This is a genomic window from Nocardia sp. NPDC051321 (assembly GCF_044455225.1).
Classification (GTDB): Bacteria; Actinomycetota; Actinomycetes; order Mycobacteriales; family Mycobacteriaceae; genus Nocardia.
The window spans coordinates 17,465-33,515 of record NZ_JBITEM010000004.1 but is presented as its reverse complement, the minus strand read 5'-3'; the positions used below and the strand labels follow the sequence as shown (position 1 = coordinate 33,515).

Here is a 16,051-nt window from a genome sequence, read left to right as displayed (position 1 = left end):
AGACGGAAATGATTGACCTGGCAACAGATTCCCAGTTCATCGCCACCTGCCGAGCCGAAGGTCTCGACCCTGATCTGAGCGCCCGCCGCGTCGAGAGCGGCACCCTGGTGTTTCTGCGTTCGGAAGCCAGTCGGCACCTGACGGGCTTCCGGCCGCTACTCGTTGGAGAGGACACCCGCCGCAAGGTGTCGGCGCTGATCGGCTTAGGCCGGCGTGACACCGACCGCCACGCCATAGTCGAGAGCATGGCGGTGATCCTGGCCGCAGGCCCGGACGCGGTCATGGATCTGACGACCAATCCTGAGGGGGTGGCGCTTCGGGCAGATCTGAAAGAGATCGTGGGTATACCGCTGGGTGCGTGTGTGACCTATGACCTGTTCGCCGATCCGCGTCGCAAGCTGGGTCGCAATGAGTTCCTGGAACGGTTCGAGCTCGGGCTCGCCCCTGGTGTCGACTTCGTGCTCATCCACGCTGGCATCAATCCCGCGCTGGTCGAGATGAGCGAGAAATCCGACCGGATAATGCCCACGACCTCACGTGGAGGCGGCTTGCTCGCCCGCTACATGCGCATGCATAACTGCGACAACCCGCTCATCGAGTACTTCGACGGCATCGTCGATATCTGCCGTCGACGTGAGGTCGTACTGGATCTGGGAGACATCTTCCGACCTGGCGCCACAGCCGATGCTGGCGACGAACTGAAGTGGCGCGAAATCCAACTCTTGGCCGAACTCCGCAAAGCCGCACTGTGCGCAGGTGTGCAGGTCTTGTGTGAAAGCGGAGGGCACATGCCGTTGCATCGCATCCCAGAGCTGATCCCCGCCTACAAAGAAGCGCTCGGCGGTGCGCCGCTGTGGCTGGCCGGGCCGATGGTGATCGACAACGGAGTGACTCTGGATGACACGGTGAACGTTCTCGGCGTCACCGCCGCCGGGCAGTGCGGCGGCGACATGTTCGCGAGCATCACCCACAACGAGCATTACGCGATGCCGACCGCAGCCGACACGGCGACATCGGTACGCATGGTCCGCGTCGCGATCACTGCGCTGGATCTGGTGCGCGGCTGGGAACCCGAGATCGACAGGCAGCGTGCGATCAGCGTGGCTCGCCGCGCTAACGACTGGGAGATCCAGCAAGGCCACGCCCTGTATCCAGGTCTGGCGGGCAACGCGTTCCTGACTTATGGGCTCCGTAAGGGAGCACCGTGCACGATCTGCGGCCCACTGTGCCCGCACATTACTGCGAAGAAGGACCACGAAGAAGCTCCGGTACCCGCGCCACGGGACCTTCCGGTGCCGCTGCCCGATCCGATGGTGGGTGCATGATGGACGCTCAACTACTCGCTCGCCACATCATCCGCAGGCGCACCAATGCACCATCACTCGACTACCCGGCTCTGCACATCGCTAGCGAACTGACCGATATCGGTGGTCGCGTGCCCGCCGATGACTGGCTCATCCTCGGCGGTTCCCTCGCTCGAGGCGAAATGTTTTTCCTCCGCACCGCCGACGACGAATACACCCCGCTCAGCGACGTCGACCTGCTCTACATCCACTACGGTGACACCCCGTCGACGGATACTCATGAACTCGTGCGGCAGGCCGAAAAGACCTTCTCCAAAGTCGATTTCATAGTCCTGTCGTTGTCGGACTACCGCAGACTCCACACGGTGTTGGGTTACGAATACAAGAATCTGGGCGTCTCACTCACCGAACGAGCGCTGCCACCCCATGATCCGGTCACTTTGGACGCACGCGACTGCTATGAAATGCTGCTGTTCTACATCCAGTCCTATTTCGGGGATGAGCTGCTCACACAGTGGATTGCAGGCACGACTGCCCAAGATTTCCACCTGACCGTGAACAAGCTGTGCATGAAAGTCCTGCGGACCGCGGCGATGTTGCAGGGCGCGCACTGCTACCACGACCTCGACGTCATGGACGATCCGATCGCAGACTGGATGAGTGCAGAGATTGCGTGGCGAACCAACCCCGCGCTGCCAGTCATGGACCCGGGACGGTTCTGGGAGTACCTTCAGCACACACTCGGCCGCTTCGATGCTGAGTTCGGCCGCCCCAGAACCGACGCCGTAGCGTGCACGCGCTACGCAGTCACCAGCAGCGGACGAATCATTGGTCGCCACCAGCAGATTGCGCACGAGCTAGGGACCGCACTGGCGACGGCATGGACGGATGGCCCACGCGGCCCCACTCGATTGGAAACGGTGAAGCGGGCCACCTGGGAGCGGATCACGGGATGGACGGGTACCCGTATTAGATCTGGTCCCGAGGAGTACTTTCAGCGGCACAGAAGCGACATCTTCGATCACCTACTCGCGATGAAAGTACAGGTCTGAGTGAAATATCTCGTCACCGGCGGGGCTGGCTACGTCGGCGCCACCGTCGCACGGATGCTGCTCGATGACGGGCACGAGGTCGTCGTCCTCGACGACCTCTCCCGCAACGACGGCCGACAGATCCCTGACGGCGCGAAGTTCATCCAACTGCGCGTTCACGATGTCGGCGAAATCCTCACCCCGGGGGCCGGGTTCGACGCCGTGCTGCACTTCGCCGGACTTATCGCCGCGGGCGAATCGATGCAGCATCCCGAACGGCATTGGGACTCCAACACCCGCGCGTCACTCGCGCTGCTGGATGCGATGCATGCCGCCGAGGTCGGCAAGCTGGTGTTCTCTTCCACCGCAGCTGTCTATGGAGAACCGAGCGAGCTGCCGCTGGTCGAGACCTCACCGACCAACCCGGTCAACACCTACGGCGACACCAAGCTCGCCGTCGACCGAGCGATCACCTCCTTCACTCGCGCCTTTCCCTTCGGTGCTATCAGCCTGCGCTACTTCAACGTCGCAGGGGCATATGACTGCGGCGACGGCACCATGATCGGTGAACGCCACAACCCCGAAACTCACCTCATTCCACTGGCTTTGGATGCCGCCCTCGGCCGCCGCAACAAGTTGTCGCTGTTCGGCGCGGACTACCCGACATCGGATGGCACTAATGTCCGTGACTACATCCACATCACCGATCTCGCACGAGCGCACCTACTCGCGCTCGGCGCCATCCATCCCGGTGAACACAAGGTCTACAACCTCGGCAACGGCATCGGCTTCTCGAACCTTCAAGTGATCCAAGCGGTTCGGGAAGTGACGGGAATGCCATTCGAGGTCGCGTCCGAACCACGGCGACCTGGCGACCCGGCGACCCTATACGCGTCCTCACAGCTGGCGCGAGACGAACTTGGCTGGACCCCGGAGAAGCCGGACATCCTCGATATCGTGCGCGACGCATGGCGGTTCCATCAACAGCACTAGCGCCTCTGCGGTCTATCGAACGGTGCCTCGGTCGGCCTGCGGAGCGCGCAATGCCCGAAGGCGCCAACTGCGGTCGACCTCATCCACCGTCCGGAAGTACTCTCACTGGGTTCCCAGTGGCCGACCATGATGGGCGTGCATTCCCTGCGTAGGCGGCACGGAGTTGATCGGCTACGTGCGTGTGGCGTGAATGATGCCGTTGATGGGGGAGCGAGAACGCGGTAAGGCAAAAGCGAAGGGCCGGTTCGCCGAAGGCCCCTTCTGCTCTCACTTCGATTCCTACATGCCGATGCCGTCCTCGGGTTGGTGGGGACGCGAAGACTCGATGAACTCAAGCGCATTGTCTTCTTGAGTGTTCGATCGCAGTAGTTGTTCGTCGGGTTGCCAAACTTCGGTGCGGCGCAGCTGTTCGGTCCGGAGTTGCTCGATCTGGCGTTGGTAGTCAGCGATCTGGTCTTGCCGATCAGCGGCGGAGTCGCTGGTCGTGATGGGTTGATGTTCGGTTCGCTCCGGCGGAGGGGTGACGAGGACTCGGTCCCAGTGGTCGGCCGTGCCGGCATGCAGGGTCGCCTCTCGTCGGGTATCACGGGCGGTGGCGCGCGCCGATTCCCGTGTTCGGAGGGCGTTTTGCTGCTGGGCCAGCAGGGCGTCGACGCGGGCCTGTGTGTCGCGTCGCGCGCTGCGACGGTATCCAGGAATGTCGTCGAGACGTGCACGGGCAGTATCGATTTTGGTGGTGAGAGCGTGCAGGTCGCGCACGGCTTGCCCGAGTGCGTTCTCGGCTGCGCGGGCGGTACGAATTGCCTGTTGGGCGGCGTGATGGCGGTGAAGAATTTTTGCGTCGTCGGTGTCATCGCTGTGCGGTTCGGGGATTGGGCCGTAGAGAGTGGCGTCGTCGTGGATGAGAGAGATGCGCTGTTCGAGGTCGTCGATGCGCTGCTGAATCTGGGCGTCATCGAGTAGAGCGTGGGGGTTCTGCTCGATCGGGTCGGGCGAGACGTCTGTTGGAGTCGCGTCGGGAGGGAGGTGGGTGTCGGCCCAGGAGCTGATGTTGAGGCGTTCGGCGAGAGTCCTGGCGGCGTGCCAATCGCGGCGCAGCAGACCGCGCAGTGATTCGGGTGGTTGGGTGGCGGCGAGGTGGTCACAGCGGGCGCGGATGTGATTGTCGGGGTGGTGGTCGGGGATGGGCTCTGCGTTGTTGTCGCGGCATTCTCCGCAGAGGCCGTCGTCGCTGTGGCGCGGATGTTGGGGGATGGTGTCGGTGACGGCGCGCCCGATCCCGCAGGTCACGCACGGGAGTGCTCGGGTATTGCGGGCGGCGAATCGGTCGTAGTCGGGGTCACCTTCGGGGTATAGGGCCTGGTGGGGGAGGAGGTCTCGATGTTCTTTGTCGATGTAGTAGTGATGGACGACGCCGCGGGGTATCGGCCATTGCTGTTGGTCTTCACCGTGGCCGGGGTCGTCGTCGATGTCGCCGCGGGTGTCGAGGTAGTTCTGGTGTTGTTGTGCGGCGATGGTTTCGGTATCGGAGGCGAGCGGGCGAATGCGGGTGGGGTCGATCTGGTCGGCGTGGTCTCGGGCGGGGACGTCGCGGTGGTCGCGGGGTGGCCGATGTTTGGGGTGCAGGACCGTCGGCCGATAGGTGTGGGGGTCCTCGTCGGGGGTGCAGGCGTTGATGAGGTCGCGGTGTTCGGGGTATCGGGTTGTGGCCCACTGGAGTCGGGCGGTGGCGTTGCTGAACGGGTATCGGTAGAGGACGGTGGCGACGCGTTCGACGATGTCGCGTTGTTCGTCGGTGAGATGGCGGGTCAGCTTGCGGAATTCACGGCGGGCCGTTTGGGTGTCTCCGGATCCGAGGAGCGTCGCGATGGTGGCGACATCCTGCGATATCGCGGTCGGCGTGGTGGGGTGTACGGGTGTCGGTGGCGGCGTGGGTTGTTTGGTGATGTTGTTGCGGGTTGTTGTGGATGGTTGTGGATCGGGTGGGTGGTGTGGGTGCATGGTCGAGTCCGTGATGGTGGTGGGTTGGGGGTCGGTGTTTTCGTGTTGGAGGGCGTCGATGCGCCAGGCGAGTGCGGTGGTGAGTTGGTCGGGGCGTAGTCCGGGGGCGTCGTCGGGTTGGGCGCCGAGGATGAGTTCGTAGGCGGTGCTGAGCAGGTCGTGAGGTGTCCAGCCGTTGCTGAGTGCGCGGTCGATCGCGGCGACGAGGCGCGGCCAGGCGGGGTCGGTGATGACGTGTTCGGCGGTGCGTTCGCCGAGAACGGTGTGCAGGTCGGGGATCCAGTCCGGGCGCAGGGTGTGGCTGTCGGGGGTGTCGAGGGCGGAGGGTTCGAGGTGCAGGCGTGACCACAGCGCGGCGGCGGGCATCTCATCGGGCAAAGGCAGGGTTTGTGCGGCGTGGGTGAGGAGGGTGGCGATGTCGATTCCGGAGCGGGCGGCGACTTCGATTTTGTCGGCGATGATCGGCCACCACGGGTCGGCCACGAGCCGGGCTTCGATGTCTTCGGCGACAGATGCCCATTTGGTGGCGGGGTTGTGCGGGTCGCCGAGAGCGGTGGCGACACGGGTGTCGAGGAGTTGCTGGTATTCGCGTTCGAGCACGCTGTAGCGGGGGCGGCCGGTCGGGCGCATGTCCCGGTCATCGACATCGAGTGAGGCGCGCCAGATCGCGAGTTCTTCGACCAACGGTGGGTCGATGCTGATGAGTGGTCGCGCCCAGCGCGGCGCGGTCGCCGGTGTCCAGGTTCGGGCATCGGTGCGGATTTGGTGGGCGAGGTCGGCGACGATGGCGGCGCGGGCAGAGAGTTGAGTGCAGTCGCGTTCGGCGTGTAGACCGTCGGGTATCCCGGCCGCCCACGGCAGGGGGCCGTGACCGGCGGAGTGCGCGCCGGAGGGATCCAGGCGCCAGTCCAGCACGGCGGCAGCATCCTTGGCGGTGCCGAGTTCGCGCTCGTTCGCGGCGTCGCGTAGTTCCGTGATCGGGTCACGACCCGAGAGCGCGATCGTGGCCAGATGCTGGCGCAGGACCGGGTAGGCGGGGTAGTCGGTGAGGTGGGCAACGATTGTGTCGGCGGCGGCGTCGAGGCGTTCGAGACCTTCGGGGCCGAGTGCGTTTTCGGCGGCGAGACCGATCGCGTCGAGGTAGATATCGAGTGCGCGACCGAGGCGCCGGTGTGGGTCGAGGGCGTCGCGCAGCATGGTGTGCGCCGATTTCTGGATGCCGTCGCGACCGAAAACGCGGCACAGGATCTCCACGGCGGTGCGCGGATAGACCGCCGGTTCGGACCAGAACGAGGCTTCCGAACCATCCAACGCGGTTGGCACGTAGACGTGATTGGCATAGATTCCGCGAGTGAGTGCGACGTAAAGCTGTTGCAGCGACTCGCTTCCCGTGAGCGCGACATGGCAGGTGTCGGCGGTGATTCCCTGTGCGGAATCGATCGTTGTCGCGTAGCCGAGGCGCACATGTTCGGCGACATAATCGGCGGGAAGCCACACACTGGCGCCGAGTTCGCCGCCGGGTCGTTGGTGGCTGGCGGTGATACTGCCGTCCTCATGCACCGCGGTGACGGTCCAGGCGTAGCCGTTGCGCACCCAATCGCGCGCACCTAAACGCAGCCGTGGATTGTTGTGGCGAGTGCGAATTGTGTCACTGACCGAGGCCAGGTTGTTGTCGATCAGAAGAGCGCACGCGCCCACTTCGGTGGTGGTGCGGGCGAGGCGGTCGGCGCGCGCCCGTGCGTTGAGCTCGCCGACGACGGTGTGGTTGGCGGCCAGCATGATGGTGTCGCGCCCGGCGAGATGATCGGTAGTCCAGGCGGTGAACGCGTCCTCGTGGGTGGCTCCTTGATGGCCCGCGTGGATGCGGCGATTGTCCAGATACCAGCCCAGTGCGGTCGGATCGCCTTCGCGGAGTTGCAAACTCGCGGTCGCTTCGGCGTCGAGTTCGAACCGCACGACGTGGCTGAGGGTGAGTGCGGGTTCGGGCGCGGCGGCGTCCATGTCGGCGTCGACGCCGCCGGCCTCGATGGCGGCGAGCTGTCGTGGGTCACCGATGCAGCGGATCGTGGCGCCGCGATCGGCTAGATAACGCAGCAGGCGAAGGCGTTTCCGGTTCCCGATTTTGACGTGCTCGTCAACGATCACCAATGTGTCGGGGCCGACGTCGAGGATCCATTGCGGCAACGGCGGCGGAAATTCGCGGTCCACAACAAGGTTGTCGAGGATGGGTGTGTGGTTGGCCAGGACGTCGAGGACCTTGTCGACGGTCTCAACACGGACGTGGATCGACTTACCCAGTTCCGCCGCCGCGGCCGCGGTCGGGGCGAGTCCGAGGACTTGGCCGCCGCTGCGATGCCAAGCATCGGTGAGCACTGCCATCGCGGTGGTCTTGCCCGATCCCGCGGGCGCGTTGGTCGTGCGGACCCGCAAACTTGACCCGGCGAACCCCTCGATCACGCTGATCTGCCCGGCATTGAGCCGCCGATCAGGATTGGCCGTGTTGTAGTCGCGCACTGCCGCGGCGACGAGGTCGGGCGAAACCTGGCGTGCACCGGGTTGTGCCGCCATCTCGATCAGCTGCGCCTCGACCGACAACGTGCGCGCGCAGGTGTAGCGCTGCGACAGCGCCGAGGTGTAGACGCTGGCGCCGTCGCGGCGCCGCAACACCGTCGGGACCGTGCGAAGTTCGGGTTGATCGGTGAGATTCGGGTCGTCCAAGGCGACGGCGTGTGCGGGTGAGATGGTCTGGGCCAGTAGTGCTTCGGCGACGCGTTCCCAGTCCTCACTGGCGACCTGGCCGCGGAGTTGGCGTTCGATTTCCGCGCGCAGATTCGCCGACTGCCAGGTCGCGCGATGCTCAGACACTACGTCGACCACTCGTTCGGCGGTGCGTGTGATCCACTGGCCGGTGAGGGCCGGACGGGGAATCCGGATCGGGTTCAACGCCGCGCTCACCATGCGCGCCAACGCGTCTCGGCCACCGAGCAGGTGTTGAGCCTCGGCCCGCCATGTGCGGCGTTGCTCGGCCAGCGAACGCAGCAAGTGTTTGATCGGACGGGTTTGCAACGTGGCGATCTCGGCCAGGTTGAACAATTCCTTCGGCGTCGGCTCGCGACCGAGGTGGATTTGGAACTCCGCGGCGAGCTGCCCGAGCCGGGTAGTGATCGCGGTATCGCGGCGCGACCACGCGGAGATCAATGCGGCTGAGATACCGACGATCTCGCGGATCGGGCGTTTGGACAGGTCCTGGCCAGGGCGTTCAGTGAACTCCACCCCGACCATCCGCTCGAGGTGATGCTCGAGGCGGGTGTTGTAGATCTCCGAGACCGTCACCAACGCCGCGTAGATCGTGGCGCCGTCGAGGGTGCGCCACTTGCCATCGAGCGTGCGTACCCGGTTGGCCATCAGAACGTGGGTGTGCAGGTCCGGATCGCCTGCGCGACTATCACGATGGGTGAAAATCGCGGCGACTATGCCCTCGACGTCGACTTGGCGGACCCCGTTACGGCCGAGCCTGGTGAAGATCCCGCGCCTCTCCAGCCACCGCAGGCCATCGGTGACCGCGGCGTGGTGGGCGGCCTCGATCTTCTCCGACACCGCCCGCGGGGCCACCGCCCACAACACCGACACCGACTTCACCGGCGAGAAAGTGATGTCGAAACCCGCGACCGCGCTGGTGTTCGGGCGCGAGTTCTTGGCCACCCACCCCGACAATTCCCGCGCATCAAACGGCGGTCGGCCGTATTCGTCAGTGAACATATCGAACGCGACATGCGTCCGAATCCGCGCCCGATCCGAATCAGGAATCGCGTCATCAGGGTGGCATCCGTTCGCTTTATTGTGCTGAGCGAACGCTGCGGAGCACCTTTTACGGAACTCGGAAACCTCGGTATAAACCCGGAACGGGTTACCTAAACGACTCGCCTTGTCAGCGGCGCGGGCGGCATCTTTGTGTTTGGCGCCGAGGCGGATCTGCTCGTCGTAGACGCGATCTTCGATCGCTTCGGCGTTCGGATGACGGCCAAGCCCGAACAGGGATTTCATCTGTTCTTCGGTGACTTCGTCACCATCGTGCAGCCCTAACGCGGCCAGACCGGAGCCGTGCCAGCGGCCCGGAGCTTCCCCTTGCGCGGAGTAATAGTCAGCGAGGCTGGAACGGCCACGGGAAGAGACATCATTCGCGGCGACATTGCGGAGATAATATTGATACCCATTGCCTGCCGCGACTTTATGTATCGTCGCGGTCATACCTCCAGCAAGCACTTCCGGCTCGAATTAATCTAGAGGCCGGACTCACCCGATTAGTATCAAATCCGCCAAATCCCCTGGTCGTTATCAAATCGTTATCCTGAATGCAAGAGGTCTGCTTGTGAATAAAGGTGGAGAGGTGAGGGGGTAGGTAAGAGGGGGTGGGGGAGAGAGGGTGGAATGTGAAGTGAGTGGTGAGGAAGAATTGATGGTGCGGGTGGGTGCGGGGGTAGAGGCAGGTAGTGAGGTGGAAGAGGCCGGGACTGAGATAGGGCGTTCCAGTCCCGGCTGAGCACGTAATCCGGTCCGGGCCGGTCAGGGCAGGGCCGGGAGGTGGTCCCAGCCGAAGCGTTGGGAGGCGAAGGCGCGACGACCGATGACGACGACATCGCCGACCGAGAGTGAGCGAAGGCTGCGGGCTGCCCAGTGATGGGCGAGCTGCTCGTAATCAGGGCTGGCGGGGCAGTCGTTGATGGCGAGGAAGACGCGGTCGAGGATGACACGGTCGGTGGTACCAGGTGCGAGGGCGGGCAAGCGGTCCCGGTAGACCAGGGTGAGGGGATCACCGGCGTGGTAGCCGCGTTCGAGCGCGCTGGGGTCCTGGTTGAGGTGAACGCTGATGCGCGGGCCGCGTGTTGGTTGAAGCGAGGGTGCGATGCGAGCGATGATGCGGGTGAGTACGGATCGGGACACGATGCACTCCTGAGGTGGGAGAAGGGGTTGGTGGCCGGTCCGCCGCGGGATGTTGTCACCACGGCGGACCGGGATCGGGGGAGGGTGTTTGGTTCAGGCGACGCTGGTGCGTGGGGGCTCGGCGATCAGGAACGGCTAGACGGCGCGTGGTAGGAGCGTGGATCCGTATCGAACCGGCGCGGTCTGGGACAGCAACGCTGGCAATGGGATTGACAGTGGGTCGGTACGAGCGAGAACCAGACCACGACGATGATCCAGGCCCAATTCGCTGACAAGAAGTCGGTCACTTCGGCAACCTCCGGTGAATGCTGGATGCCGACCAGCTGGGCGGCGGTAGATGGTCGGGATCCGGTCCGCCGTGGGCGAGAGCCAGCCACGGCGGACCGGGATCCGGGTGGTGCGCCTAGGTCAGGCGGCGCTGGTGCGTCGGCGCTTGGCGATCACAGTGAGTTCGGCGCGACATGCGGTGCACAGGCTGTCGGCGTGCACGACGCCGGGTTTGGTGCAGCCGTCGCAGCGCCCGATTCGTTGTCCGGCGCCGAGCGCGGGCTGTCGCCGACGCCGGGCCGGTGTCCGCAGTGCGGGGCGAGTGGTTACGGGCTGTTCGAGGTTCATCGCCATCCAGCGGGTGATGATGCGCCAAGTGAGTCCGGTGTTCGCGGCAGCGGCCCGGATCTGGTCGAGGATCGCACGGGCCTGCTGAGGATGAGTGGCCGCGATGTAGGCGCACCGCGACTCTACGAACTGCTGGATCCCCCACGGAACCGGCAGCGGCGCGATGCCCGGCTGGCCGTCGTCGCGGCAGTCGCCGCACAGGCCGTCGTCACTGACCCGTTGGCCGTGGAGGACATGCACCACCCGCAGGTCGCTGTCGCAGCGGTCGATCCAGCAACCAACACACGGCCAACCGTGGTAAGGGTTCATCGCCGCCAGGTCGTAATCCAGACCTGAGCCCTGCCAGGTGGCCTCGACAACATCGAGTTCGGTGTAGGGCAGGAACTCGTCGTAGTCGCTCGGCACCGGCAGGCCGGTCCGCTTGCGCGCGAAGTCCTTCTGGTCGGCGGGAGTGATCCGCTTGGGGAGGTTGGTCCAGCGGCGGCGAGCGCCTCGACGGCGATCACCGCGCGCTGCGTCAGTCGTGTCCTCGCCCAGGAGGGTCTGAGCGGCATCGTCGAGGGCGGCGTAGCGGCCCTGCCGTGCACTGCCCGCGCGGATGACCGGTGAGGCAGGTGCGAGCAGATCACGGTCGCGTTCGATGTAGTTCTCGGAGACGTAGAGGAAATAGCTGCGATCCCACAGCCCGGCTTGGACGTGAGCCCACATCAAATGCGCGGGCTTGCGCGGGTCGGGCATCGGGGCACCCAGATCGGTGTCAGTGTCGATGGTGAACAGCCGTCCGGCGGCGTAGGCGGCGAACTCGGCGTCGTCGCGGTGTCGGCGCTCGAGGGTGCGCTGATCGCGTTCGCGGTGACGCAGATACGGCGAGAGTTGGCGGATCCGGCGATACAGAACGGCGTCGGGGTCGCGGCGTGCGAGGTCGGTGTCTTCGGAGAAGGCAGCGGTGAGACGCTCAGGTTTGCGGTTCTCACGGACTGAGCGTCGGACCCATTCAGCGGCCTCGATCGAGACTTCCGTCGGATCGGGCATCGCCGGACGGTAGAGGTCAGGATTGGTGTCGGCGGTGAGATGGACGACCATGTGGCGCACCTCGGGCCGGTTCTTGGCGATCCAACCCAGCTCGCGCGCAGCCTCGCGGAAGGGTTTGCGGGACAAGATCGTGGCGGCCTCTTCGAGGAAGGCTCGCTCCTGTGGTGAAGCCAGGCTCAGCACAGCGGCGAACTCGTCACGTGCTCGATCCGGGTCGGCCTCGAGCAGGTACTCGATCTGGGCCAGGGCACTGGCGAATGGTGTCACGGCAGCGGAATCAGCAACATCGGCAACGCGGGGAGCAGCAGTCATCACGATTTCCTGTCTGGTCCGAGAAATGGGCCAGCCCCGTACCGGGCACGCGCGCATGGCACGAACCCCGGCACGGGGCTGGGCGGCTGGTCGACTGACCGGCCTGAGTGCGACCGACCAGTGACAGACCCCGACGCGGCGGAGGGAACGCGCCGAGACGGGCGGCATCGAATTTCTGCGCAGGAAACGGCGAAGGGTGTTGGGCTGGTGCGCCGCGCCGAGAAATTCGGTGACGTCCGGGCGCGGGCCCGCAGCCGTGGCGGGGTCTGGCGCTGGTAGCACTCGTCAGGTCGGGCAGTCGACCAGACGGTCAGCCCTACCACCCGCACAACCGCCGGGTTCAGAACCTGGTGTGTCCGAGGCCCCGCCCCAGCCACTGGGTTCCCGCCACGGATCCTGGCCTCCCTGGGCGCCGACGCCTGCGCCGACCAGTTGGCCGGAACGATCCGATGCGGCAGCAGGATCGGTTGGAGAGGTCGTCGTTTGGCTGCCGTTGCGCGAAGAGGTGCGGGTGATTTTCGCGGTGGCGTAGCGCAGCGTGGGACCGATCTCATCGACCTCGAGCTCGACGCTGTTGCGCTTGTTGCCCTCGGCGTCGGTCCAAGAGCGGGGCTTGAGCCGACCTGAGACGATCACCCGAGAACCACGCGTCAAGGACTCGGCGACGTTCTCCGCGGCATCGCGCCAGATGCTGCAGCGCATGAACAGCGCCGGGCCGTCCTTCCACTCGTTTGCGTTGCGATCGAAACCCCGCGGCGTCGAGGCGACAGTGAAGTTGGCGACCGCCGCGCCATCCGGTGTGAACCGCAGTTCGGGGTCGGCGGTGAGGTTGCCGATGATCGTGAGGACAGTGTCTCCGGCCATGATCGGTTACTCCCTTGTGTAGGAACAGAATTCGGATCGCGCCCTGCGACAGGCCAATTCCTGGCCGACGCGGACCCCGGCTCGACGCACCAGCGCGCGCTGGCCGCCTCTGCGCGGGCAGAGGGCGATCTGGCGGCTGTGCCGCTGGGGGTGCATGCGCCGTCGTCGGCGATGCCTAAGCAGCGGGGATGGTGGTGGTGCGCCGGGCGATGTCCACGGTGGTCACCGGCACGCCCGGCCGGTGCTGGGGCATACCAACGCCTAGCTGGCAGTCATGAAGGACGCCAGCTAGGCGTGCGGGTACGGGTCAGGCGGCGAGATCGATTTCGCGGTAGTCGATATCGCCCGCGGCGGCTTGCTCGACATCGGAGAGGGTGTAGTCGAGTCCGGCGGCGGCTTCGGCCAGGAAGTGCAGATACCGTTCGGTGTCGGGAGTGTGGTTGCGCCACAGCGACTTATCGAGGCTGTTCTCGTGGCGGGCCACGATCATCGCGGTGACGATGACCCATGCGCGCGCCGGTGTCGCAGCCCGGATGGCCTTGATCAACGCGTCGCGGGTGCCGCCGACTCCGAGCAGGTGCAGGGTCTTGCCCAGATCGTTCATGCCGAGTCGGTTCGCCATGGATTCGGCAACGTATCGAGAGGCCGCGGTGTGCGGGGTGCGGCGGCTGAGGAAGTTCAGTAGCACGCCGTCACGCCGTTCGGCGGCCGCGACTCCGCGGATGTTGAGTTGTTCGACCCGCGCCCGCTTCAGCCGGGCCTGCTCACGATCAGCCGCGGCCTGCCTGGCCGCCTCGGCGTTCGACTCCGCGCGCGCGATCTCGTCAACGCTCTTGTCATCGGAGGGATCGGCCGTGGCTGCGAGCAGTTGGAAACCGCTGTCGGGCAACTGATCGGCGGGCAGGTAGCAGAACGGCACCCACCGCTCACGATGCTCGACAAGATCGGCGTGGAGCAGACCTGGAGCCGGGGCTGCGTCGGTGTTGTCCTGGGTGTCCCAGTCCACCGCCTCGGGCTCGACGATCGCGCCGGTGTTCTTCTCGACCAGTTGCCCGTCCTCGTCGCGGTGCAGATACACCACCCACCGGGTCGGGTCGGTGTTGACCAACTCCGCGGTGACCGGTTCGCCGTCGGCGGTCACCAGGAGTTCGGCCGGAACGAACTCCGCCTCAGCGCTGCTGGTGTCGGGCTCAGTAGTGAGGATGCCGAACCCGTACGCGCTGTAGGGCAGTGCGGCTTCGAGGTACGAGCGTTCGGCGGCGCGTTCGGCCAGGATGAGCTGGACCTCGTGCGCGAAGCCGGAGCGGGTGCACTTGTTGAGCCGCTCCACGGCCTCGGTATCGCCGAGTGTTTCGTAGTGGCCGATCACCGCGAGTTGATCGAAGCTGAACTGATCGGTCTCCAGCAATGCCTTCGCGGTCGGAGACGCCCCGATCTTCGCGTTGGCCTTGACGGTTTCGCGGGAGGTTTGCAACGCCTTGGCGACGCGGGGCACGCTCGCGCCGAGGTCGAGGGCGAGGGTAATTCCACCGGCGTAGTCGGCGTCGGTCAGTGGGATCCGGCGCTCGTTGAAGTTGATCTGATCGAAGATCCGCTCGATACGACGTTCGGTGTCGTTGAGCCCGACCGGCGCGGCGACGATGAACACCGGGACCACCCGTATCTTGAGCGCGAGTGCGATGAGGAGGCGGACCTGACCGTCCACGGCGTGTACCGAGCCGTCGGCCTCACGGATCGCGTTGATCGGATCCTTCACCCCACGTTCCTTGATCGAGGCGACCTGCAGAGGATGGTCCTCGATCCGGAAGCTCTCGCGGACGTTCTCATCGATCACCAGCTCGGAGGGCTTCATGTACTTGGCCTCGATCGCGGGCAGATCCGCGGGTGGATCATTCGCGTCGGCCGGTTCGTTGACCGGGACGGTGTCGATTTCTGTCGCGGTATCTCGGTCGAGGACTGCGGTGGCGGTGCCGGTTTCGGTGTCAGACATAGATACTCCTTCGAAGACAGACGGCGGGGCAGCCCACCAGACACGATGGGCTGCCCCGCCGAAAATGGGCAGTGAAGAACACGACCCGGGATCGAGCCCGGGGGCTTGGTGTCAGGCCGCTGGAGTAGTGGCGCGTCGTGCGGCGACGTTGATCGGGTGCAGCCGCAACACCTCGTCCTCGTCGGGGGTGAGCGTCCAGTACTTGCCACGCCAATCCGGCTGTTGAGAGCGCCAGCGTTCCAGCACAGCGGTGTCCTCGATTTCGGTGCTGGGCCCGGCGGTGGCGTGGTACTGGCGCCGCAGGTACTGCTCGCGGGTGAGGGTCTCGACAGCAGCGATGTCAGACATGACCGGTCTCCTTCGTCAGCAAGGGGATTGGGTAGGTGTAGGTGAAGGCCAGTTCTTCGAAGCCTGCGGGGACGGTGTCGGCAACGGAGATGCGCTCGCGCGCCCAATCCCCGATGTGGTCGCCGCCCTCGTACCAGCCCTCGGCGGTCAGGATGACGAGGGGATGGACGTGCCAACGCTGGTTGTCGGCCGGGCTTTTGTCGACGTAGCGGCGTCGGTCATGGTTGAGCAGATAGCGTGCAACCGGTCCCTGCTCGAGGCGGGGCAAGCTGGGAGCATCGAGTCCCCTCATGTGCAGGTTGGTCGGGTCGGGATGATCGGTTTCGGGGTCGGCGTCATCGCCAGCCCAGACCACGCGGACTGGTTCGGTGAGCAACCGCTCGACCGATTCGATCGGCCGGACGCAGTGGTAGCGGAACACTCCGGACTCGCTGATCTTGAGGACTCGACTGAACGTCACGCCGAGGATCTCCTCGGAGTCCGGCGCGAGAAAAACCGCGTTGAAGAACTGCCCCAAGACGAAGACTCCTTTCATCGAAGGTGCACCCAGACACGACCCCGTGTCGTCAGGGTCACGATCGGCACGGCTTTCACCCGACGGCGCGAAACGGGAGTCAGGG

General features: G+C 65.3%; 10 protein-coding genes. 3 read left to right on the top strand and 7 right to left on the bottom strand.

Annotation, left to right across the window (positions count from 1 at the left end; all coding sequences use genetic code 11):
* Positions 1–8 precede the first annotated feature (8 nt).
* From ACIA8C_RS09840 to galE, 3 genes are read left to right on the top strand one after another with little or no spacing between them, the layout of a single operon-like run.
* The gene (locus tag ACIA8C_RS09840; RefSeq protein WP_397132897.1) at positions 9–1,325 is read left to right on the top strand and encodes a phosphomethylpyrimidine synthase ThiC; all 1,317 of its coding nucleotides are present in this window, start codon (positions 9–11) and stop codon (positions 1,323–1,325) included.
* Positions 1,322–2,356, top strand: coding sequence for a hypothetical protein (locus tag ACIA8C_RS09835; RefSeq protein WP_397132895.1), 1,035 nt, complete (start codon positions 1,322–1,324; stop codon positions 2,354–2,356). The genes ACIA8C_RS09840 and ACIA8C_RS09835 overlap by 4 nt, the downstream gene beginning before the upstream one ends.
* Positions 2,357–3,328, top strand: coding sequence for a UDP-glucose 4-epimerase GalE (gene galE, locus ACIA8C_RS09830; protein ID WP_397132893.1), 972 nt, complete (start codon positions 2,357–2,359; stop codon positions 3,326–3,328).
* Between the two features lie 279 nt (positions 3,329–3,607).
* Here the strand turns inward: galE and mobF are convergent, their stop codons facing one another.
* The 7 genes from mobF to ACIA8C_RS09795 form a co-directional block, all read right to left on the bottom strand.
* Complete coding sequence (gene mobF / locus ACIA8C_RS09825) at positions 3,608–9,577, bottom strand: MobF family relaxase (RefSeq protein WP_397132891.1); 5,970 nt, start codon at positions 9,575–9,577, stop codon at positions 3,608–3,610.
* Positions 9,578–9,892: 315 nt separating this feature from the next.
* Complete coding sequence (locus ACIA8C_RS09820; RefSeq protein ID WP_397132889.1) at positions 9,893–10,270, bottom strand: hypothetical protein; 378 nt, start codon at positions 10,268–10,270, stop codon at positions 9,893–9,895.
* Positions 10,271–10,678: 408 nt separating this feature from the next.
* The gene (locus ACIA8C_RS09815) at positions 10,679–12,229 is read right to left on the bottom strand and encodes a hypothetical protein (RefSeq protein ID WP_397132887.1); all 1,551 of its coding nucleotides are present in this window, start codon (positions 12,227–12,229) and stop codon (positions 10,679–10,681) included.
* A 285-nt stretch (positions 12,230–12,514) separates the two neighbouring features.
* Entirely contained in the window at positions 12,515–13,093 is a 579-nt protein-coding gene (locus ACIA8C_RS09810) for a single-stranded DNA-binding protein (RefSeq protein ID WP_397132885.1), read from the bottom strand.
* A gap of 307 nt (positions 13,094–13,400) precedes the next feature.
* Positions 13,401–15,083: a hypothetical protein gene (locus ACIA8C_RS09805; protein WP_397132883.1), complete on the bottom strand. Its 1,683-nt coding sequence runs from the start codon at positions 15,081–15,083 to the stop codon at positions 13,401–13,403.
* Between the two features lie 111 nt (positions 15,084–15,194).
* On the bottom strand, positions 15,195–15,431 hold the full coding sequence (locus tag ACIA8C_RS09800; RefSeq protein WP_397132881.1) for a hypothetical protein: 237 nt from the start codon (positions 15,429–15,431) through the stop codon (positions 15,195–15,197).
* Positions 15,424–15,966 (bottom strand): hypothetical protein, encoded by a 543-nt coding sequence (locus ACIA8C_RS09795; protein ID WP_397132879.1) that lies wholly within the window; start codon positions 15,964–15,966, stop codon positions 15,424–15,426. The genes ACIA8C_RS09800 and ACIA8C_RS09795 overlap by 8 nt, the downstream gene beginning before the upstream one ends.
* Positions 15,967–16,051 lie beyond the last annotated feature (85 nt).

What these genes read in the sequence shown, in the direction of transcription:
- ACIA8C_RS09835 (WP_397132895.1), top strand. Translation starts at nt 1,322, where the DNA reads ATGATGGACGCTCAACTACTCGCTCGCCACATCATCCGCAGGCGCACC.
- ACIA8C_RS09805 (WP_397132883.1), bottom strand. Translation starts at nt 15,083, where the DNA reads ATGTCTGACACCGAAACCGGCACCGCCACCGCAGTCCTCGACCGAGAT.
- ACIA8C_RS09800 (WP_397132881.1), bottom strand. Translation starts at nt 15,431, where the DNA reads ATGTCTGACATCGCTGCTGTCGAGACCCTCACCCGCGAGCAGTACCTG.
- ACIA8C_RS09840 (WP_397132897.1), top strand. Translation starts at nt 9, where the DNA reads ATGATTGACCTGGCAACAGATTCCCAGTTCATCGCCACCTGCCGAGCC.
- mobF (WP_397132891.1), bottom strand. Translation starts at nt 9,577, where the DNA reads ATGACCGCGACGATACATAAAGTCGCGGCAGGCAATGGGTATCAATAT.
- ACIA8C_RS09810 (WP_397132885.1), bottom strand. Translation starts at nt 13,093, where the DNA reads ATGGCCGGAGACACTGTCCTCACGATCATCGGCAACCTCACCGCCGAC.
- ACIA8C_RS09795 (WP_397132879.1), bottom strand. Translation starts at nt 15,966, where the DNA reads ATGAAAGGAGTCTTCGTCTTGGGGCAGTTCTTCAACGCGGTTTTTCTC.
- ACIA8C_RS09815 (WP_397132887.1), bottom strand. Translation starts at nt 12,229, where the DNA reads ATGACTGCTGCTCCCCGCGTTGCCGATGTTGCTGATTCCGCTGCCGTG.